This window comes from Sphingomonas oligophenolica (assembly GCF_006438955.1).
Classification (GTDB): domain Bacteria; phylum Pseudomonadota; class Alphaproteobacteria; order Sphingomonadales; family Sphingomonadaceae; genus Sphingomonas; species Sphingomonas oligophenolica_A.
In genome coordinates, this window is the sequence record NZ_RCZK01000007.1 from 113936 (window position 1) to 128687 (window position 14752).

Sequence of the window (14752 nt, forward strand, 5' to 3'; positions counted from 1 at the left end):
GAGCCGAAGCCGATGATCAAGACGTTCGTGAAGGACTATCCTTATATCCATCTCGGCCTGGGTTTGATCGGCAACACGCTGTTCGTGATCGGATCGATCCTGTTCCTCGAGCGGTTTTCGGCGTGGCATCATGTGGCGGTGGTGATCTTCATCGTCGGATCGCTCGGCATGTTGTTGGGGGCGATCGGCAAGGCGGTCACCGACCTCGACAAGGCGCGGCATGACCGCAGCGAACGGCAGCGCTGACCGTGCGGCGACGAGGCAACTTCGATGCGGGCCGTCCGTTGAGCCATGTGCAAGCGCAGACCCGAGGAAACTCCCATGCCGATCACCGAACCCTTTGCCGATGGGCACCCCGACACCGATCCGGAACGGCAGCACCCCAAGAACGCGTTCGATTCGGATCGCGGTCGCGACATCCCGCCCGATAATGGCCAACGCGCATGGTTCGACCCCAAGACTGGTGAAGTTCACGGGAGCGGCGTCGGCGCGGGCGGCGGCGAGAGTGGCGAAGATTTCGATTCCGACACCGCGAGTGGCGATGGCGCGGAACATCCCTCCGGTTAGGACGGTAAGCAGCGCCGATGGGGCGGGGCAGCGTTTAGCGGCAGCCCGATGCGTCGATTTTCCGCCGCGTCGCGTTGGCGTGCGGCGACCCGCAACGGGCGAGGTCAGGGAGAACAACCATGCGCTCACGGCCAGCGGTCATCATCTTCGACGTCAACGAGACGCTGCTCGACATCGCGCCGCTGGAGCCGCTGTTCGACGAATGGTTCGGCGATGCCGCGACGATGCGGCAGTGGTTCGCGCAGCTGGTGCTGTATTCGCAGTCGCTGACGCTGGCGGGACGCTATGTCGACTTCGGCGCAATCGGGGCGGCGGTGCTCGGGATGGTAGCGCAGATTCGGGGGTGCGAGCTGCCCGGTGACGCTGCGGATCGGCTGGCGACGACGATCGGGGCGCTGCCCGCGCACGGCGATGTCGTCGAGGGGCTCGAACGGCTCAAATCCGCGGGGTTCAGGATCGTCACGCTGACCAACAGCGGCGCGGCGACCCAGCGGCGGCAGCTCGAACACGCAGGAATCGACCATCTGTTCGAGGCGCAGTTCAGCGTCGAGGCGGTGCGTGCGTTCAAGCCCGCGCGGGCGACCTATGAGCATGTCGCCGATGCACTAGGGGTCGAGATCGGCGCGACGATGCTGGTCGCCTGTCACGCCTGGGACATCGTCGGCGCGCGCGCAGCGGGATGCCAGACCGGCTTCGTGTGTCGATCGGGCAACGCCGAACTCGCGATCGATGACGGCCACGCCGATGTGTCGGTGGCGACGCTGGCAGAGCTTGCCGAAAAGTTACGGGTTTGATGATCTTAGCCGACGCTCCCGATCGCAGAATCGAGGTAGATTCTACGGGATTGCCGCGTTAGGCACCCGCGGTCGGTGGCGCGCCGTGAGGGCGTCCGGACACCGTCAAGGGAAGGACGAGCCGGTTGGGCAACGATACGACCATGACGACGGTGGCTCCTTTCCTGGCCGGTGGCGGCGAGATTGGCGCGCTGATGCGGTCGCGCGACTGGTCCTCGCATCCGCTCGGCGATCTTGGCGGCTGGCCGCCATCGCTGCGCACGATCGTCGCGCTGATGCTGTCGTCGCGGTTTCCGATGTTCGTGGCATGGGGCGACGAACTGTCGTTCCTGTACAACGATGCCTATGCGGACATCCTGGGCGCGAAGCATCCCGATGCGCTGGGTGGGCGGTTCGCGGACATCTGGCACGAAATCTGGTCCGACATCTCGCCATTGATCGATGCCGCACTGGCAGGCGAAGCGAGCTATCGCGAGAACCTGCCGCTGGTCATGCACCGCAAAGGGTATGACGAGCCGACCTGGTTCACCTTTTCCTATTCGCCGGTGGTCGGCCACGATGGCGCGATTGCGGGGATGTATTGCGTCTGTACCGAGACGACCGGGCAGGTGATCGCGGAGAAGCGGCGTGCGGCGGATTCGCGGCGGCTGCGTGACCTGATGCAGGAAATGCCCGCGTTCATCGCAGTGATGACGGGGCCGGAGCATCGTTTCGCTTACGTCAACGACGCTTATGTCGCGATTACGGGATCACGCGATTATATCGGCCGACCGATCCGCGATGTGTTGCCCGAACTGGCGGACCAGGGCCTTTTCGAGCTGGTCGATCGCGTCTACGCCAACGGCGAACGCCAGGTTGAGCACGCCGCGCCGGTGTGGTTCGCTCACGAAGACGAGCCGCGGTTCATCGATTTCCTGTGTGCGCCGATGGTCGGCCACGACGACGGCGCGATCACCGGAATCTTCGTCAGCGGTTACGATGTGACCGAGCGATTGCGGGCCGAGCGCGCGGTGCGCGATAGCGAGGCGTACACCCGACTGCTGCTCGATTCGACCGCCGAGGGGTTCTACGCGGTTGACCGTGATGGGGTCACCACGCTGTGTAATGACGCGTTCATCAGCATGCTGGGATTTGCGAGTAAGGACGAAGCTATCGGTCGCAAATTGCACGACATCGTCCACCATTCTCATCCGGACGGATCGACCTACGCGGCCAGCGACTGCCCGATCTATTTGGCGGCCTCGGCCGGTACGCCCGCGTTCGTATCCGGCGAGCGGTTCTTCCGGCTGGATGGGTCGTCGTTTCCGGTCGATTATCGTGCCGAGCCGGTGATGCGCCACGGCGAGGTCGTCGGCGCGATCTGTACGTTCGTCGACACCAGCGAGCGCGAACAGGCGCAGGCAGACTTGGCGCAGCAGGCACGGGTGCTGGAAACGCTCAACCGGACGGGGGCGGCGCTGGCGGGCGAGCTCGACCTGGATCGCCTGATCAAGCGCGTGACCGACGCGGGGTTGGAGCTGACTGGCGCGCAGTTCGGCGCGTTCTTCTACAATGTGCTCGATAGCGAAGGTGAGAGCTACATGCTGTACGCGCTGTCGGGGGCGGAGCGTGCGGCGTTCGATGGATTCGGCATGCCCCGCGCCACCGCGATATTCCAGCCGACTTTCCAGGGTAACGGCATCATACGATCCGACGACATCATGACCGACGCACGTTACGGCAAGACCGCGCCGCATTTCGGGATGCCCAAGGGGCATTTGCCGGTGCGCAGCTATCTCGCGGTGCCGGTGATCTCGCGCTCGGGCGAGGTGATCGGCGGGCTGTTCTATGGCCATGAGGACCCCGCCGTCTTCGCGGAACGCCATGAACAGCTGATCGCGGGGATCGCGGGGCAGGCCGCGATCGGGGTCGACAATGCGCGGCTGTTCCAGTCGACCCAGCGGCTGAACGACACGCTCGAGGAGCGGGTGAGGGAGCGGACCGCCGAACTCGAGCAGGCGCAGGAAGCGCTGCGGCAATCGCAGAAGATGGAGGCGGTCGGCCAATTGACCGGCGGCATCGCGCATGATTTCAACAATATGCTCGCGGTGGTGATCGGATCGCTCGATTTGCTCGGGCGACGGATCGGGGACGGCGATGCGCGCCAGCGCCGTTATATCGACGCCGCCGCCGATGGCGCGCGCCGTGCCGCGCTGCTGACCCAGCGACTGCTCGCATTTTCGCGCCAGCAGCCGCTCAAGCCCGAAGCGATCCGGGTCAACCAACTGGTGAGCGGGATGTCTGACCTGTTGCGCCGATCGTTGGGTAGCGACGTGTTGCTCGAAACGGTGCTCGCGGCGGGCGCGTGGCCGGTCCATGCCGACCCCAATCAGCTCGAAAACGTGATCCTGAATCTCGCGGTGAACGCGCGCGACGCGATGCCTGAGGGCGGCCGGCTGACGATCGAGACGCAGAACGCGCACCTCGATGCGCGCTATGTCGCGCACCACCCCGGTCTGACCCCGGGCCAATATGCGCTGATCGCGGTGACCGACACCGGCGCGGGAATGCCCGACGACGTCATCGCCAAGGCGTTCGACCCGTTCTTCACGACCAAGGAGGTCGGGAAGGGCACCGGGCTTGGGCTGTCGCAGGTCTATGGCTTCGTCAAACAATCGGGCGGTCATGTGAAGATCTATTCGGAGATCGACCACGGCACGACGATCAAAATCTATCTGCCGCGGCTGATCGGCGACACCGAGGAAGCGGCGCCTGATGTGTTTTCGCAGGATGTGCCGCTCGGCGACGGGCGCGAGGTGGTGCTGGTGGTCGAGGACGAACCGTCGGTGCGCGCGTTCAGCGTCGATGCGTTGACCGAGCTGGGGTATCGCGTGCTGGAAGCCGATGGCGCGGGTGCCGCGCTGCGGCTGCTCGACGCGCATCCCGAGATCGACCTGCTGTTCACCGATGTCGTGATGCCCGAGATGAACGGGGCAAAGCTGGCCGAGGAGGTGCGGGTGCGCCGCCCCGACCTGAAGATCTTGTTCACGACCGGCTATACCCGCAACGCGGTGGTCCATAACGGCGTGCTCGACGCGGGCGTGAACCTGATCGGCAAGCCGTTCACGGTCGACGAACTGGCCGCGCGGGTGCGCGAGGTGCTCGACATTGTACCGACCGGCGTCGCCGCGCGCGACGCTGGTGGAGCCGGGTCGGCCGACTAGGTCAGTCGCCCGGTTCGGCGTCCCGTCGCTTGAAACCCGGCTGCTGCGCGGGCAAAGCGGCTGCATGAAGCGCAAGACCGGCCAGGATCGTTCGATCACCGACACATGGCGTCCCGCGACGCGCGCGATCCGGGGGGGGACCGCGCGCTCCGAATGGGGCGAGACGTCAGAGGCGTTGTTCCTTACCTCGGGCTATAGCTACGACAAGGCGGGGGATGCCGCCGCGCGGTTCGCGGGCGAGCAGGCCGGGATGACCTATTCGCGTCTCCAGAACCCGACGGTCGAGATGCTCGAACAGCGGATCGCGCTGATGGAGGGCGCCGAAGCGTGCCGGACGATGGCGACGGGCATGGCGGCAATGACCGCGGCGCTGCTCTGCCAGCTCGAGACGGGTGATCACGTCGTCGCGGGGCGGGCGGCGTTCGGGTCGTGCCGGTGGTTGACCGATACGCTGCTGCCCAAGTTCGGCATCCAGACGACGATCATCGATGCGCGCGATCCGCAACAGTTCGTCGATGCGGCGCGGGACAACACCAAGCTGTTCTTCTTCGAAACTCCTGCGAATCCGACGATGGATATCGTCGACTTGAAGGCGGTGTGCGATATCGCGCGCGCGCGGGGCATCCTGACCGTGGTCGACAACGCGTTCGCGACGCCTGCGTTGCAGCGACCGATGGAGTTCGGCGCGGACATCACCGCCTATTCGGCGACCAAGATGATGGACGGGCAGGGCCGCGTGCTCGCGGGCGCGGTGTGTGGGACCGAGGATTTCATCACCAACACGCTGTTGCCGTTCACGCGCAACACGGGGCCGAACCTGTCACCGTTCAACGCCTGGGTGGTGCTGAAGGGGCTGGAGACGCTCGACCTCAGGATCAACCGCCAGTCCGAGCATAGCGTGGCGGTCGGCGAGTTCCTGGAGGGACGTGTGTCGAAGATGCTCCATCCGGGGCTCCCGAGCCACCCGCAGCACAATCTCGCGATGAGCCAGATGGACGCGTGCGGGCCGATCTTCGCGTTCGAAGTCGTGGATCGCGCGCAGGCGCACGGCCTGCTCGACGCGCTCGAACTGATCGACATTTCGAACAACATCGGCGATTCGCGCTCGCTAATGACGCACCCCGCCTCGACCACCCACGCCAGCGTCACCGCGGAGAAGCGCGCCGAGATGGGGGTGACCGAGGGGATGCTGCGGCTGAACGTCGGCTTGGAAGATCCGCGCGACGTGATCGACGATCTCGACCGTGCGCTGGTGACGGTGGGCCTGTGAAGCAATTCTTCCCCTATGCCGAGACAACCGAGGGCGTGACGGTGCGCGTCTCGGTCAGCTATCTTGCCGAACAATCCGAACCACGGCGGGGGCGATGGTTCTGGGCGTATCACATCCGGATCGAGAATGATGGCGCACGCGCGGTGCAACTGCTCAACCGGCGCTGGACCATTACCGACGGGCGCGGCGCGCGGCATTCGGTGGAGGGCGAGGGCGTCGTCGGCGAACAACCGCTGATCGAGCCGGGCGCGAGCTATGATTATGTGTCGGGTTGCCCGCTTGCGACCCCGACGGGGGCGATGCAGGGTAGCTATCAGATGGTCGGCGCGGACGGATCGAGTTTCGAGGTCACGATCCCGCGATTCGAACTGCTCGCGCCCGCGGTCGCGCAGTGAGGACGATGTCGTGAAGCGAACGCACCTGCCGCTGAACGGGATGCGGGTGTTCGACGCGGCGGCGCGGCACCTGTCGTTCACGCGGGCGGCCGACGAACTGGCGGTGACCCCGGCGGCGGTCGGGCAGCAGATTCGCGCGCTCGAAGACACGCTGGGCGTCGTCTTGTTCCGGCGGACCACGAAGGGGCTGGAACTGACCCCCGAGGCCGAGGGCGCGCTGCCCGCGCTGCGGGCGGGGTTCCTCCAGTTCGAGGAAGCGGTGCGCGCGATGCAGGCGGGGCAGACCTCCAAATCGCTGACGATCGCGGCACCGCGCGACCTCACTGAAAAATGGCTGATGACGCGGCTCGCCGAGGTCTCCGCGGCGGACCGCGACCTGCGCTTCGTGCTGATCGCGGCGGACGATGTGGTCGATTTCACCGAGGCGAATCTCGATCTCGCGATCCGCTGGGGCGAGGGTCCCGGCGAGCATGAGGGCGAGGCGCTCGAATCGGAGGGGATGGTTACGGTCGCGGCCCCGGTGGCCGATGGCGCCACCGCATCGAGCGCGGAGATTGCGTGGCCGGGTAGCCCGGGCGGCGATGGCGTGGCGCTCGTCAGGGTCGGCGATGCGGGGCTTGCGATCGACGCGGCGGCGGCGGGAATGGGGCGCGCGACGGTGTCCCAACTGCTCGCGGCGAACGACATCGCGGCGGGACGCGTGATCGTATTGGGCGACGCGCAGCCATCGCGATTGGGGTATTGGCTGGTCGCGCCGACGCCACAATGGCGGCAGGCGAAGGTGAAGGCGCTGGTCGAGGCACTGGCAGGTTAGGCCGGATGCAGAGCGAGCCCTTCTCGACTGAGCGGCTCGTGATGCGGGCGATGCGGATCGCGGATGCCGATGCGCTGCACGCAGGGTATAGCGACGAAGCGCTGATGACCTATTGGTCGAGCGCGCCCAAGACCACGCTCGCCGAGACGATCGATTATTTGATCCCCCGGCTTGATGGCCCCGACTCACGCGGCTGGGCGATCACGGTGAAGGGCGACGATCGCGCGATCGGGACGCTGTTCACGACTCAGCGCCGGCCGGGGGTGAGCGAGATCGGGTATCTGCTCGTCCGTAGCGTGTGGGGGCGGGGCTATGCGCGCGAGGCGGTGGCGGGATTGATAGACCTCTTGTTCGATGAAGGGACGCGGCGCGTCTTTGCCGATACCGATCCCGACAATGCGGCGTCGATCGCGCTGCTCGAACGATTGGGGTTCCGCCGCGAGGGGGTGCTGCGGGCCGAATGGGAAACCCATATCGGGGTCCGCGATGCGCTGATCCTCGGACTGTTGAAGGATGAGTGGGCTAGTTCTTCAGCTTCCACCCGCGCTTGAGCAGCTGGTAGCACAGCGTGGCCAGCACGAGATCGACGACGAGGACCGCGATTGCGCCAATCGTGACCGGCGAATCGGCGATCCCGAGGAAGCCGTATCGAAACCCCGAAATGATATAGAAGAACGGGTTGGCGTGGCTGAATGCGCGGAACGCGGGCGCGAGGTGGTCGACCGAATAGAAGGTGCCCGAGAGCAGGGTCAGCGGCGCGACGACGAAATTCTGGATCGCGGCGGCGTGGTCGAACTTCTCCGCCCAGATCGAAGTCAGGATGCCGACCAGTGCGAGGAAGACCGCACCAAGTAGCCCGAACCATAGGATCGCGAGCGGGGCGTGCGGGGTGACGTGAACCCCCGGCCATAGCGCCATCGCCAGCCACACTGCACCGCCGACGCAGATCGCGCGGGTCACCGCGCCGCCGACGATCGCGACGAGCAACTCGGTCACCGATAGCGGCGGCATCAGATAATCGACGATCGTGCCCTGGATTTTGCCGACCAGCAGCGAGAAACTCGAATTGGCATAGGCGTTCTGCATCATCCCCATGATGATGAGTCCCGGCGCGATGAAATCGGCGAACGCGACGGTCTCGCCGCCGACCGCGACCGGGCGGCGCGCGCCGGTGGAGATGGTGAAGATGACGAGAAACAGGAGCGTCGTGATCGCGGGTGCCCAGACAGTCTGGAGCTGCACCTTGAAGAACCGCTTGACCTCCTTCACATAGAGGGTCTTCAGGCCACCCCAATTGACGTTCCGGATCACCGGGACGCCGGGCTCGGACCGGATTTGACTGATTTCGCCGATCGGCGGCTGGCTGTTCATGGCTTGCGGGTAACCGCACCGGCAACCGCCCGCAACCCGGCGTCGACACGAGGGAATATAAAGAATGTCGTGGACCGAGGAGCGAATCCAGACGCTCAAGACGATGTGGGAAGGCGGCCAGACCGCGAGCCAGATCGCCGAAGCGTTGGGCGGGGTGAGCCGCAACGCGGTGATCGGCAAGGCGCACCGGCTGGCATTGCAGGCCCGCCCGTCGCCGGTGAAGCCCAACGAACCCGACGCGAAGGCTGCGACCGCTGCACCTGCGCCGGTAGCGGCCCCCGCCCCTGCGGCCAAGCCGACCCCGAAGGCCGCCGCGCCCGAGCCCGAGGCCGCACCGCCGGTGGCGGCGCCCGAACCGGTAGGCGCTGCGGCTGAAGTCGATGCGGATGACGGTGACGACGGGGAGCCTATCGCCGCCGAGCCCGTGGCCAAGCCCGCCGCCCCGATCCTGCGGTCGATCGGCCCCGGCGGTTTCCTGCGCCAGTCGCCCGGCGAACAGGCGCCCCCGAGCACGCCCGCGCCGCCGCGGCGGCTGGTTCCCGCCAAGCCATCGGCGGAGATCGCGGGCAAGACGACGCTGCTCGATCTCAACGACCGGATCTGCAAATGGCCGCTCGGCCATCCTGGCGAGCCCGATTTCCACTTTTGCGGCGACAAGGTGAACCCTGGCTTCCCCTATTGCGTCGCGCATTGCGGCCATGCGTATCAGGCGCAGCTGCCACGGCGCGATCGGCGTCCGCCGCCGCCGTTGCCGTTTGGTGGCCCACGGGTCCGCTGAGCGGGCCGTTGGGCGGTCAGGCGAACAATATGCGGTCGCGAATCCGGATCGGCACCGCATAGAATTTGTCGAACCAGCAGGGTGTGGCGGCGTCGGTTGGGGGGAGCTGAAGCACCTTGGGCGATCCCGCCTGCTTCGCCTTGGCTACCGCCAACCTGAACGCATAGCTGTCGAAGATGCGCAGTGCTTCGACCATATAGGCGGTCGCGACCTTTTCGTTGCGGATGACGAGCAAGTTTTCGCCATTTTTGGTGTCGGCGGGGTTCGAGAAATTATAGCTGCCGGTATAGACCCGTGCGGCAGATGTGTTGAAATCGATCACGACGAATTTGTGGTGCATTCGCACTCCCGCGCCGCCTGACGATTCACTGCGGAACGGTTCGGGCATGCCTTCGTTGAGACTGGCCGCGGAGACCGGCGCGGGGTTGCCGTCGGGTTGCGTCAGCACCAGTCCAGCCGCCCTGTCGGAGATGCCATAGACGAACACGTCGTCCCGGTTGGTGGCGCGCTCGATCGCGTCGCGGACATCGCCCTTGGTCTGCGACAAAAATGCGAGCGAATAGAAGACGCTCGACGCCGCCGCGTCGATCGCCTCAGCAATTCCCCGTTGCGCCCGGTGCTGGATCGCATGAGGGCTCATCGACACTTGCGCATCGACCCTGGCGACGTGGAGCGGGAGCCAATCGGCCGAGGCGCTCTTGCGGAAACTCGGCGCGTTCCCCGTCCAGTATGATTCGAACGCGTTGTGTTGCTGTGCGACGATCGCCGGGCCGGTAACGATCACCGCATTGTTGGCCTGGACGAAGAACCCGCGCCACGAGAAGTTGGTCGATCCGAACACCACGCGCTTCACGGTGGCACCATCGACGATGATCATCTTGTTGTGCTGAAGCGATGCCATCGACTGGCGAACGATCTGCGCACCGGTCGCGACCAGCATCGCAGCGGCGCGGCTTTCGGCGGAGCCTGGCGCACCCTTGTCGCCGCTGTCGTCGATGATGATCCGCAAGTTCGCCGCGATCGCCGTGAGCCGGGTGATGATCTCGGGCAGGTTGAGTTCGAAGGCGACGATTTCGACCGTCGCGTGATCGGCGATCGCCGCGTCGAGCACGTCGAGGATCGCCCGACGTGCCTCGAACCCCATCCATTCATACGCAGCGTCGGCTTGGGGGTTGGTCGGCACGAAATCGTTACCCTCGTCGGCCTTCGGCGGGATCAACGTCGCAAATCCCGCCGCCCCGCCGAATTTGTCGACGAACGCTTGGGAGGAGACATAGCCGCGGGTGAACGCGATGTTGAGCGCCCCGGGCATCGTTTCCGCGCTCAGGACGATCGTCGCTAGTTGCGCGATCCCGGCGGCGAGCACGTCTTCGCTGTTCATGAACATCGGCGTGACCCGATAGACGAAGTCGCCCGGCGTGTTGGCGACGCGCGGAAAATGCGTCCAGCGAAACGTCTGGAACGGGGCTTGTGGGCTGGGATATTGTTCGGGGGGCTTACCCGGCTGCAAGGGCATGGCCTGGCCGGGAAAGGCCAGGCGGTTCTTGACCGGGAAGAAGCGATCATAGCCTGGCGGTTGGAACTCGATCGCGAAGCCGACGAAGTCACGCGGGGGTGGGCCGCCGCGCCAGTCCATCGCCAGCAACACCATCCCTTCGCCACGATGGAGTTTCAGCGTAAACGGGGCGTCGGCCACCGTCCCTGCGATCTGCCAGTCTTGCGCCACGAACGGTCTCCCCGCTTGTCTCCGGCACAATAATCCTTCCGCCGACGACTACCTATAACAATCGCATCCGAATCCGCGGTCGGCATCGACGTTGGCGGACGGCTTGCTCCCGCCGCGGGCGTACTCCATACGTTCGCGATGGCAGAAGACCTGTTCGCTAGCACTCCCTCCCCCGCCGTCGTCTATGATGCGTCCTCGATCGAGGTGCTCGAGGGGCTCGAGCCGGTCCGGCGTCGCCCCGGCATGTATGTCGGCGGCACTGACGAGCGCGCGTTGCACCATCTGGCCGCCGAAGTGCTCGACAACGCGATGGACGAAGCGGTCGCGGGGCATGCGACGCGGATCGAGGTGACGCTGGAACCGGGCAACCGGCTGACGATCGTCGACAATGGCCGCGGCATGCCGGTCGATCCGCACCCGAAGTTTCCCGACAAGTCGGCGCTCGAGGTGATTCTGTCGATGCTGCATTCGGGCGGCAAGTTCGCGGGCAAAGCCTATGCGACCAGCGGCGGGCTCCACGGCGTCGGGGTGTCGGTGGTCAACGCGCTGTCGAGCGACACCGTGATCGAGGTGGCGCGCGACCGGCAACTCTATCGCCAGCGGTTTTCCAAGGGGATCACGCTGGGGCCGTTGGAACAGCTGGGCGGAACACCCAACCGGCGCGGCACCTCGGTCGCGTTCACCCCCGATACCGAGATTTTCGGCCCCGAACTCCATTTCAAACCGGCGCGGCTGTACAAGCTGGCGCGATCGAAGGCGTATCTGTTCGCTGGGGTAGAGATACGCTGGAAGTGCGCGCCCGAACTCGTCGCCGACGATACCCCCGCCGAGGCGGTGTTCCAGTTTCCCGGCGGGCTCGCCGATCACTTGAAGGAACAGGTCGGGCCACGCGAATGCGCGACCGCGGATTTCTTCGCGGGCAGCCAGGACTTCCCGGACGATCAGGGCAAGGTCGAATGGGCGGTAGCGTGGCCGCTGTGGAGCGACGGGTCGTACAGCTGGTATTGCAACACCATCCCGACCCCCGACGGCGGCACCCACGAACAGGGGCTGCGCACCGCGCTGACGCGGGGATTGCGGGCGTTCGGTGACCTGATCGGACAGAAGAAGGCAAAGGATCTGACCGCCGACGACGTGATGACCGGATCGGAGCTGATGCTGTCGGTGTTCATCCGCGAGCCGCAATTCCAGAGCCAGACCAAGGATCGGCTGACCAGCCCCGAGGCCGCGGGGCTCGTCGAAAAAGCGGTGCGCGACCATTTCGATCATTTCCTCAGCCACAACATGGATCGCGGCAAGGCGCTGCTCGGCTATGTCCTGGAACGAATGGACGACCGGCTGCGGCGCAAGCAGGAGCGCGACGTCAAGCGCAAGACCGCGACGTCGGCGCGGAAATTGCGGCTGCCGGGCAAGCTGACTGATTGTTCGGCGAACAGCCCCGAGGGGACCGAAATCTTCATCGTCGAGGGCGACAGCGCGGGTGGCAGCGCCAAGCAGGCGCGTGACCGCAAGACCCAGGCGATCCTGCCGATCCGCGGCAAGATATTGAACGTGGCGTCGGCGACGAGCGCCAAGATCTTCGCCAACCAGGAGATCGCGGATCTGATCCAGGCGCTGGGCTGCGGGACGCGCAAGGACTGCGAGCCCGATAACCTGCGCTACGAACGCATCGTCATCATGACCGACGCGGATGTCGATGGGGCGCATATCGCGACGCTGCTGATGACGTTCTTTTTCCAGGAAATGCCCGAGCTGGTGCGGCGGGGGCATTTATACCTTGCGCAGCCGCCGCTCTATCGGATCACGTCGGGGGCGAAATCACTCTATGCGATGGACGAGGTGGCGCGCGCCAAGATCGAACAGGGTGTGTTCAAGGGCAAGAAGGTCGAGGTCGCGCGGTTCAAGGGGCTGGGCGAAATGAACCCGGGGCAGCTGCGCGAAACGACGATGGACCCCAAGACCCGCGCGATGATCCGGATCACGCTGCCGCAGGAATATGAGGAGAGGGCAGGGGTTAAGGATCTGGTCGACCGGCTGATGGGGACCAACCCCGCGCACCGGTTCGCGTTCATCCAGGAAAATGCTGCGCGGTTCGACGAGGAGGCGATCGACGCCTGACGCGCGTGCGTCATCCCCGCGAGCGGATCGTCAGAGGATGTCGTGGACCGATTCGGGTGGGCGCGCGAGCCGGACGCCCTTGGTGGTCTCGACGAGTGGACGCTGGATCAGGATCGGGTCGCGGACCATCGCATCGAGCACCGCGTCGTCGTCGGCGTCGACCAGTGGCTTGGCCGCGTCCTCGCGGACGCGTAACCCATCGCGTGGCGTGATTCCGGCGCGGGTGTAGAGGCGCTTCAGATCATCGCGATCGAGCGGGGTCTTGAGATAGTCGACGATCGTGACCTCCACCCCCGCCGCTTCGAGCAGCGCGAGCGTCTGGCGCGATGTCGAACAGCGCGGGTTATGGTAGATCGTGGCCCTCATGCGTCCTGTTTCGCGAGCCATTGCTCGAGCCATTTGATCGTGTAGTCGCCCTGCTGGAATTCCGGGTCGTCGAGCAACGCCTGATGGAGCGGGATCGTCGTCACCGGCCCCTCGATCACGAATTCCTCGAGCGCGCGGCGCAGGCGGCGGAGCGCGCCGTTGCGGGTGGTGCCATAGACGATCAGCTTGGCGATCATGCTGTCGTAATAGGGCGGCACCTTATAGCCCGCGTAGAGCCCGCTATCGACGCGGACGTGCATCCCGCCGGGTGCGTGGAACATCGTCACGAGGCCGGGAGAGGGCGCGAAAGTGCGCGGGTGTTCGGCATTGATCCGGCATTCGATCGCGTGGCCTCGGAACTGGACGTCCTGCTGGCGGAGTGTCAGCGGATGGCCCTCGGCGATGCGGATCTGTTCGCGGACCAGATCGAGCCCGGTAATCATCTCGGTCACGGGATGTTCGACCTGGAGCCGGGTATTCATTTCGATGAAGTAGAAGTCTCCGTCTTCCCACAGGAATTCGATCGTCCCCGCGCCGCGATAGCCCATGTCCGCCATCGCCTTGGCGACGATGCCGCCCATCCGATCGCGCTCTTCCGGCGTGATGACCGGCGAGGGCGCCTCTTCGAGCACCTTCTGGTGCCGGCGCTGGAGCGAACAGTCTCGTTCTCCGAGGTGAATCGCGTTGCCGTTGCCGTCGCCGAAGATCTGAAATTCGATGTGACGTGGATTGCCGAGATATTTTTCGAGATAGACGGTCGCATCGCCGAATGCGGCCTTCGCCTCGGTCCCGGCCTGCTGCATCTGGGTTTCGAGCTCTTGGGGCGAATTCACGACCTTCATGCCGCGGCCGCCGCCGCCGCTCGCCGCCTTGATGATGACGGGATAGCCCGCCTTCTCGGCGATCGCCTTGGCTTCAACCACGTCGCTGACCGCGCCGTCGGAGCCGGGGACGAGCGGCAGGCCGAGCGCGCCCGCGGTGCGCTTCGCCTCGATCTTGTCGCCCATCGTGCGAATATGTTCGGGCTTGGGCCCGACGAAGATGATCCCGTGGAGCTCGACGATGTCCGCGAAACGAGCGTTCTCGCTGAGGAAGCCATAGCCGGGGTGGATCGCGTCGGCGCCCGAGATTTCCGCGGCGGAGATGATGTTGGGAATGTTGAGGTAGCTGTCGGCCGCGGCGGGTGGACCGATGCAGATCGCCTCGTCGGCGAGGCGGACGTGCATCGCATCGGCGTCGGCGGTCGAATGCACCGCGACGGTCTTGATCCCCATTTCGTGACACGCGCGGTGGATGCGCAGCGCGATCTCGCCGCGATTGGCGATGAGGAGTTTCTTGATCTCTGGCATG

14 protein-coding genes are annotated in these 14752 nt (G+C 65.5%); 10 read left to right on the forward strand and 4 right to left on the reverse strand.

The window, feature by feature from the left end; translation table 11 throughout:
• Window positions 1-12 precede the first annotated feature (12 nt).
• The 8 genes from EAH84_RS10600 (at window position 13) to EAH84_RS10635 (ending at window position 7594) form a co-directional block, all read left to right on the forward strand.
• Window positions 13-246 carry a YrhK family protein gene (locus tag EAH84_RS10600; RefSeq protein ID WP_140871726.1) on the forward strand — a complete coding sequence of 78 codons (234 nt, stop codon included), beginning with the start codon at window positions 13-15 and terminating at the stop codon, window positions 244-246.
• Between the two features lie 75 nt (window positions 247-321).
• Window positions 322-567 carry a hypothetical protein gene (locus tag EAH84_RS16105; RefSeq protein ID WP_140871728.1) on the forward strand — a complete coding sequence of 82 codons (246 nt, stop codon included), beginning with the start codon at window positions 322-324 and terminating at the stop codon, window positions 565-567.
• A 119-nt stretch (window positions 568-686) separates the two neighbouring features.
• Window positions 687-1361 (forward strand): haloacid dehalogenase type II, encoded by a 675-nt coding sequence (locus tag EAH84_RS10610; RefSeq protein ID WP_140871730.1) that lies wholly within the window; start codon window positions 687-689, stop codon window positions 1359-1361.
• Between the two features lie 143 nt (window positions 1362-1504).
• Window positions 1505-4564: a PAS domain-containing hybrid sensor histidine kinase/response regulator gene (locus EAH84_RS10615; RefSeq protein WP_140871733.1), complete on the forward strand. Its 3060-nt coding sequence runs from the start codon at window positions 1505-1507 to the stop codon at window positions 4562-4564.
• A 64-nt stretch (window positions 4565-4628) separates the two neighbouring features.
• Window positions 4629-5834: a trans-sulfuration enzyme family protein gene (locus EAH84_RS10620; protein ID WP_140871734.1), complete on the forward strand. Its 1206-nt coding sequence runs from the start codon at window positions 4629-4631 to the stop codon at window positions 5832-5834.
• Window positions 5831-6229: a Co2+/Mg2+ efflux protein ApaG gene (gene apaG, locus EAH84_RS10625; protein WP_140871736.1), complete on the forward strand. Its 399-nt coding sequence runs from the start codon at window positions 5831-5833 to the stop codon at window positions 6227-6229. The genes EAH84_RS10620 and apaG overlap by 4 nt, the downstream gene beginning before the upstream one ends.
• A gap of 10 nt (window positions 6230-6239) precedes the next feature.
• Complete coding sequence (locus tag EAH84_RS10630; RefSeq protein WP_140871738.1) at window positions 6240-7043, forward strand: LysR family transcriptional regulator; 804 nt, start codon at window positions 6240-6242, stop codon at window positions 7041-7043.
• A 5-nt stretch (window positions 7044-7048) separates the two neighbouring features.
• Window positions 7049-7594, forward strand: coding sequence for a GNAT family N-acetyltransferase (locus EAH84_RS10635; RefSeq protein WP_140871740.1), 546 nt, complete (start codon window positions 7049-7051; stop codon window positions 7592-7594).
• Here the strand turns inward: EAH84_RS10635 and EAH84_RS10640 are convergent.
• Window positions 7566-8414: an ABC transporter permease gene (locus tag EAH84_RS10640; protein WP_140871742.1), complete on the reverse strand. Its 849-nt coding sequence runs from the start codon at window positions 8412-8414 to the stop codon at window positions 7566-7568. The two genes, EAH84_RS10635 and EAH84_RS10640, sit on opposite strands and share 29 nt — an antisense overlap.
• 64 nt (window positions 8415-8478) lie before the next feature.
• Here EAH84_RS10640 and EAH84_RS10645 point away from each other — a divergent pair, with 64 nt between their 5' ends.
• Window positions 8479-9192 (forward strand): GcrA family cell cycle regulator, encoded by a 714-nt coding sequence (locus tag EAH84_RS10645; protein ID WP_140871744.1) that lies wholly within the window; start codon window positions 8479-8481, stop codon window positions 9190-9192.
• Window positions 9193-9208: 16 nt separating this feature from the next.
• Here the strand turns inward: EAH84_RS10645 and EAH84_RS10650 are convergent, their stop codons facing one another.
• On the reverse strand, window positions 9209-10918 hold the full coding sequence (locus tag EAH84_RS10650) for a phospholipase D-like domain-containing protein (protein ID WP_206663960.1): 1710 nt from the start codon (window positions 10916-10918) through the stop codon (window positions 9209-9211).
• Window positions 10919-11056: 138 nt separating this feature from the next.
• On the opposite strand from EAH84_RS10650, the gene parE reads away from it, so the two are divergent.
• On the forward strand, window positions 11057-13036 hold the full coding sequence (gene parE, locus EAH84_RS10655; RefSeq protein ID WP_140871746.1) for a DNA topoisomerase IV subunit B: 1980 nt from the start codon (window positions 11057-11059) through the stop codon (window positions 13034-13036).
• Window positions 13037-13066: 30 nt separating this feature from the next.
• On the opposite strand, the gene arsC is transcribed toward parE, so the two are convergent.
• Complete coding sequence (arsC, locus tag EAH84_RS10660; protein WP_140871748.1) at window positions 13067-13402, reverse strand: arsenate reductase (glutaredoxin); 336 nt, start codon at window positions 13400-13402, stop codon at window positions 13067-13069.
• Window positions 13399-14751, reverse strand: coding sequence for an acetyl-CoA carboxylase biotin carboxylase subunit (gene accC / locus EAH84_RS10665; RefSeq protein ID WP_140871750.1), 1353 nt, complete (start codon window positions 14749-14751; stop codon window positions 13399-13401). Before accC ends, arsC begins: the two co-directional genes overlap by 4 nt.
• Window position 14752 lies beyond the last annotated feature (1 nt).

Coding starts and splice junctions, on each gene's coding strand:
- EAH84_RS10615 (WP_140871733.1), top strand. CDS start 1,505: ATGACGACGGTGGCTCCTTTCCTGGCCGGTGGCGGCGAGATTGGCGCG.
- EAH84_RS10610 (WP_140871730.1), top strand. CDS start 687: ATGCGCTCACGGCCAGCGGTCATCATCTTCGACGTCAACGAGACGCTG.
- parE (WP_140871746.1), top strand. CDS start 11,057: ATGGCAGAAGACCTGTTCGCTAGCACTCCCTCCCCCGCCGTCGTCTAT.
- arsC (WP_140871748.1), bottom strand. CDS start 13,402: ATGAGGGCCACGATCTACCATAACCCGCGCTGTTCGACATCGCGCCAG.
- EAH84_RS10620 (WP_140871734.1), top strand. CDS start 4,629: ATGAAGCGCAAGACCGGCCAGGATCGTTCGATCACCGACACATGGCGT.
- EAH84_RS10640 (WP_140871742.1), bottom strand. CDS start 8,414: ATGAACAGCCAGCCGCCGATCGGCGAAATCAGTCAAATCCGGTCCGAG.
- accC (WP_140871750.1), bottom strand. CDS start 14,751: ATGCCAGAGATCAAGAAACTCCTCATCGCCAATCGCGGCGAGATCGCG.
- EAH84_RS10600 (WP_140871726.1), top strand. CDS start 13: ATGATCAAGACGTTCGTGAAGGACTATCCTTATATCCATCTCGGCCTG.
- EAH84_RS16105 (WP_140871728.1), top strand. CDS start 322: ATGCCGATCACCGAACCCTTTGCCGATGGGCACCCCGACACCGATCCG.
- EAH84_RS10645 (WP_140871744.1), top strand. CDS start 8,479: ATGTCGTGGACCGAGGAGCGAATCCAGACGCTCAAGACGATGTGGGAA.
- EAH84_RS10635 (WP_140871740.1), top strand. CDS start 7,049: ATGCAGAGCGAGCCCTTCTCGACTGAGCGGCTCGTGATGCGGGCGATG.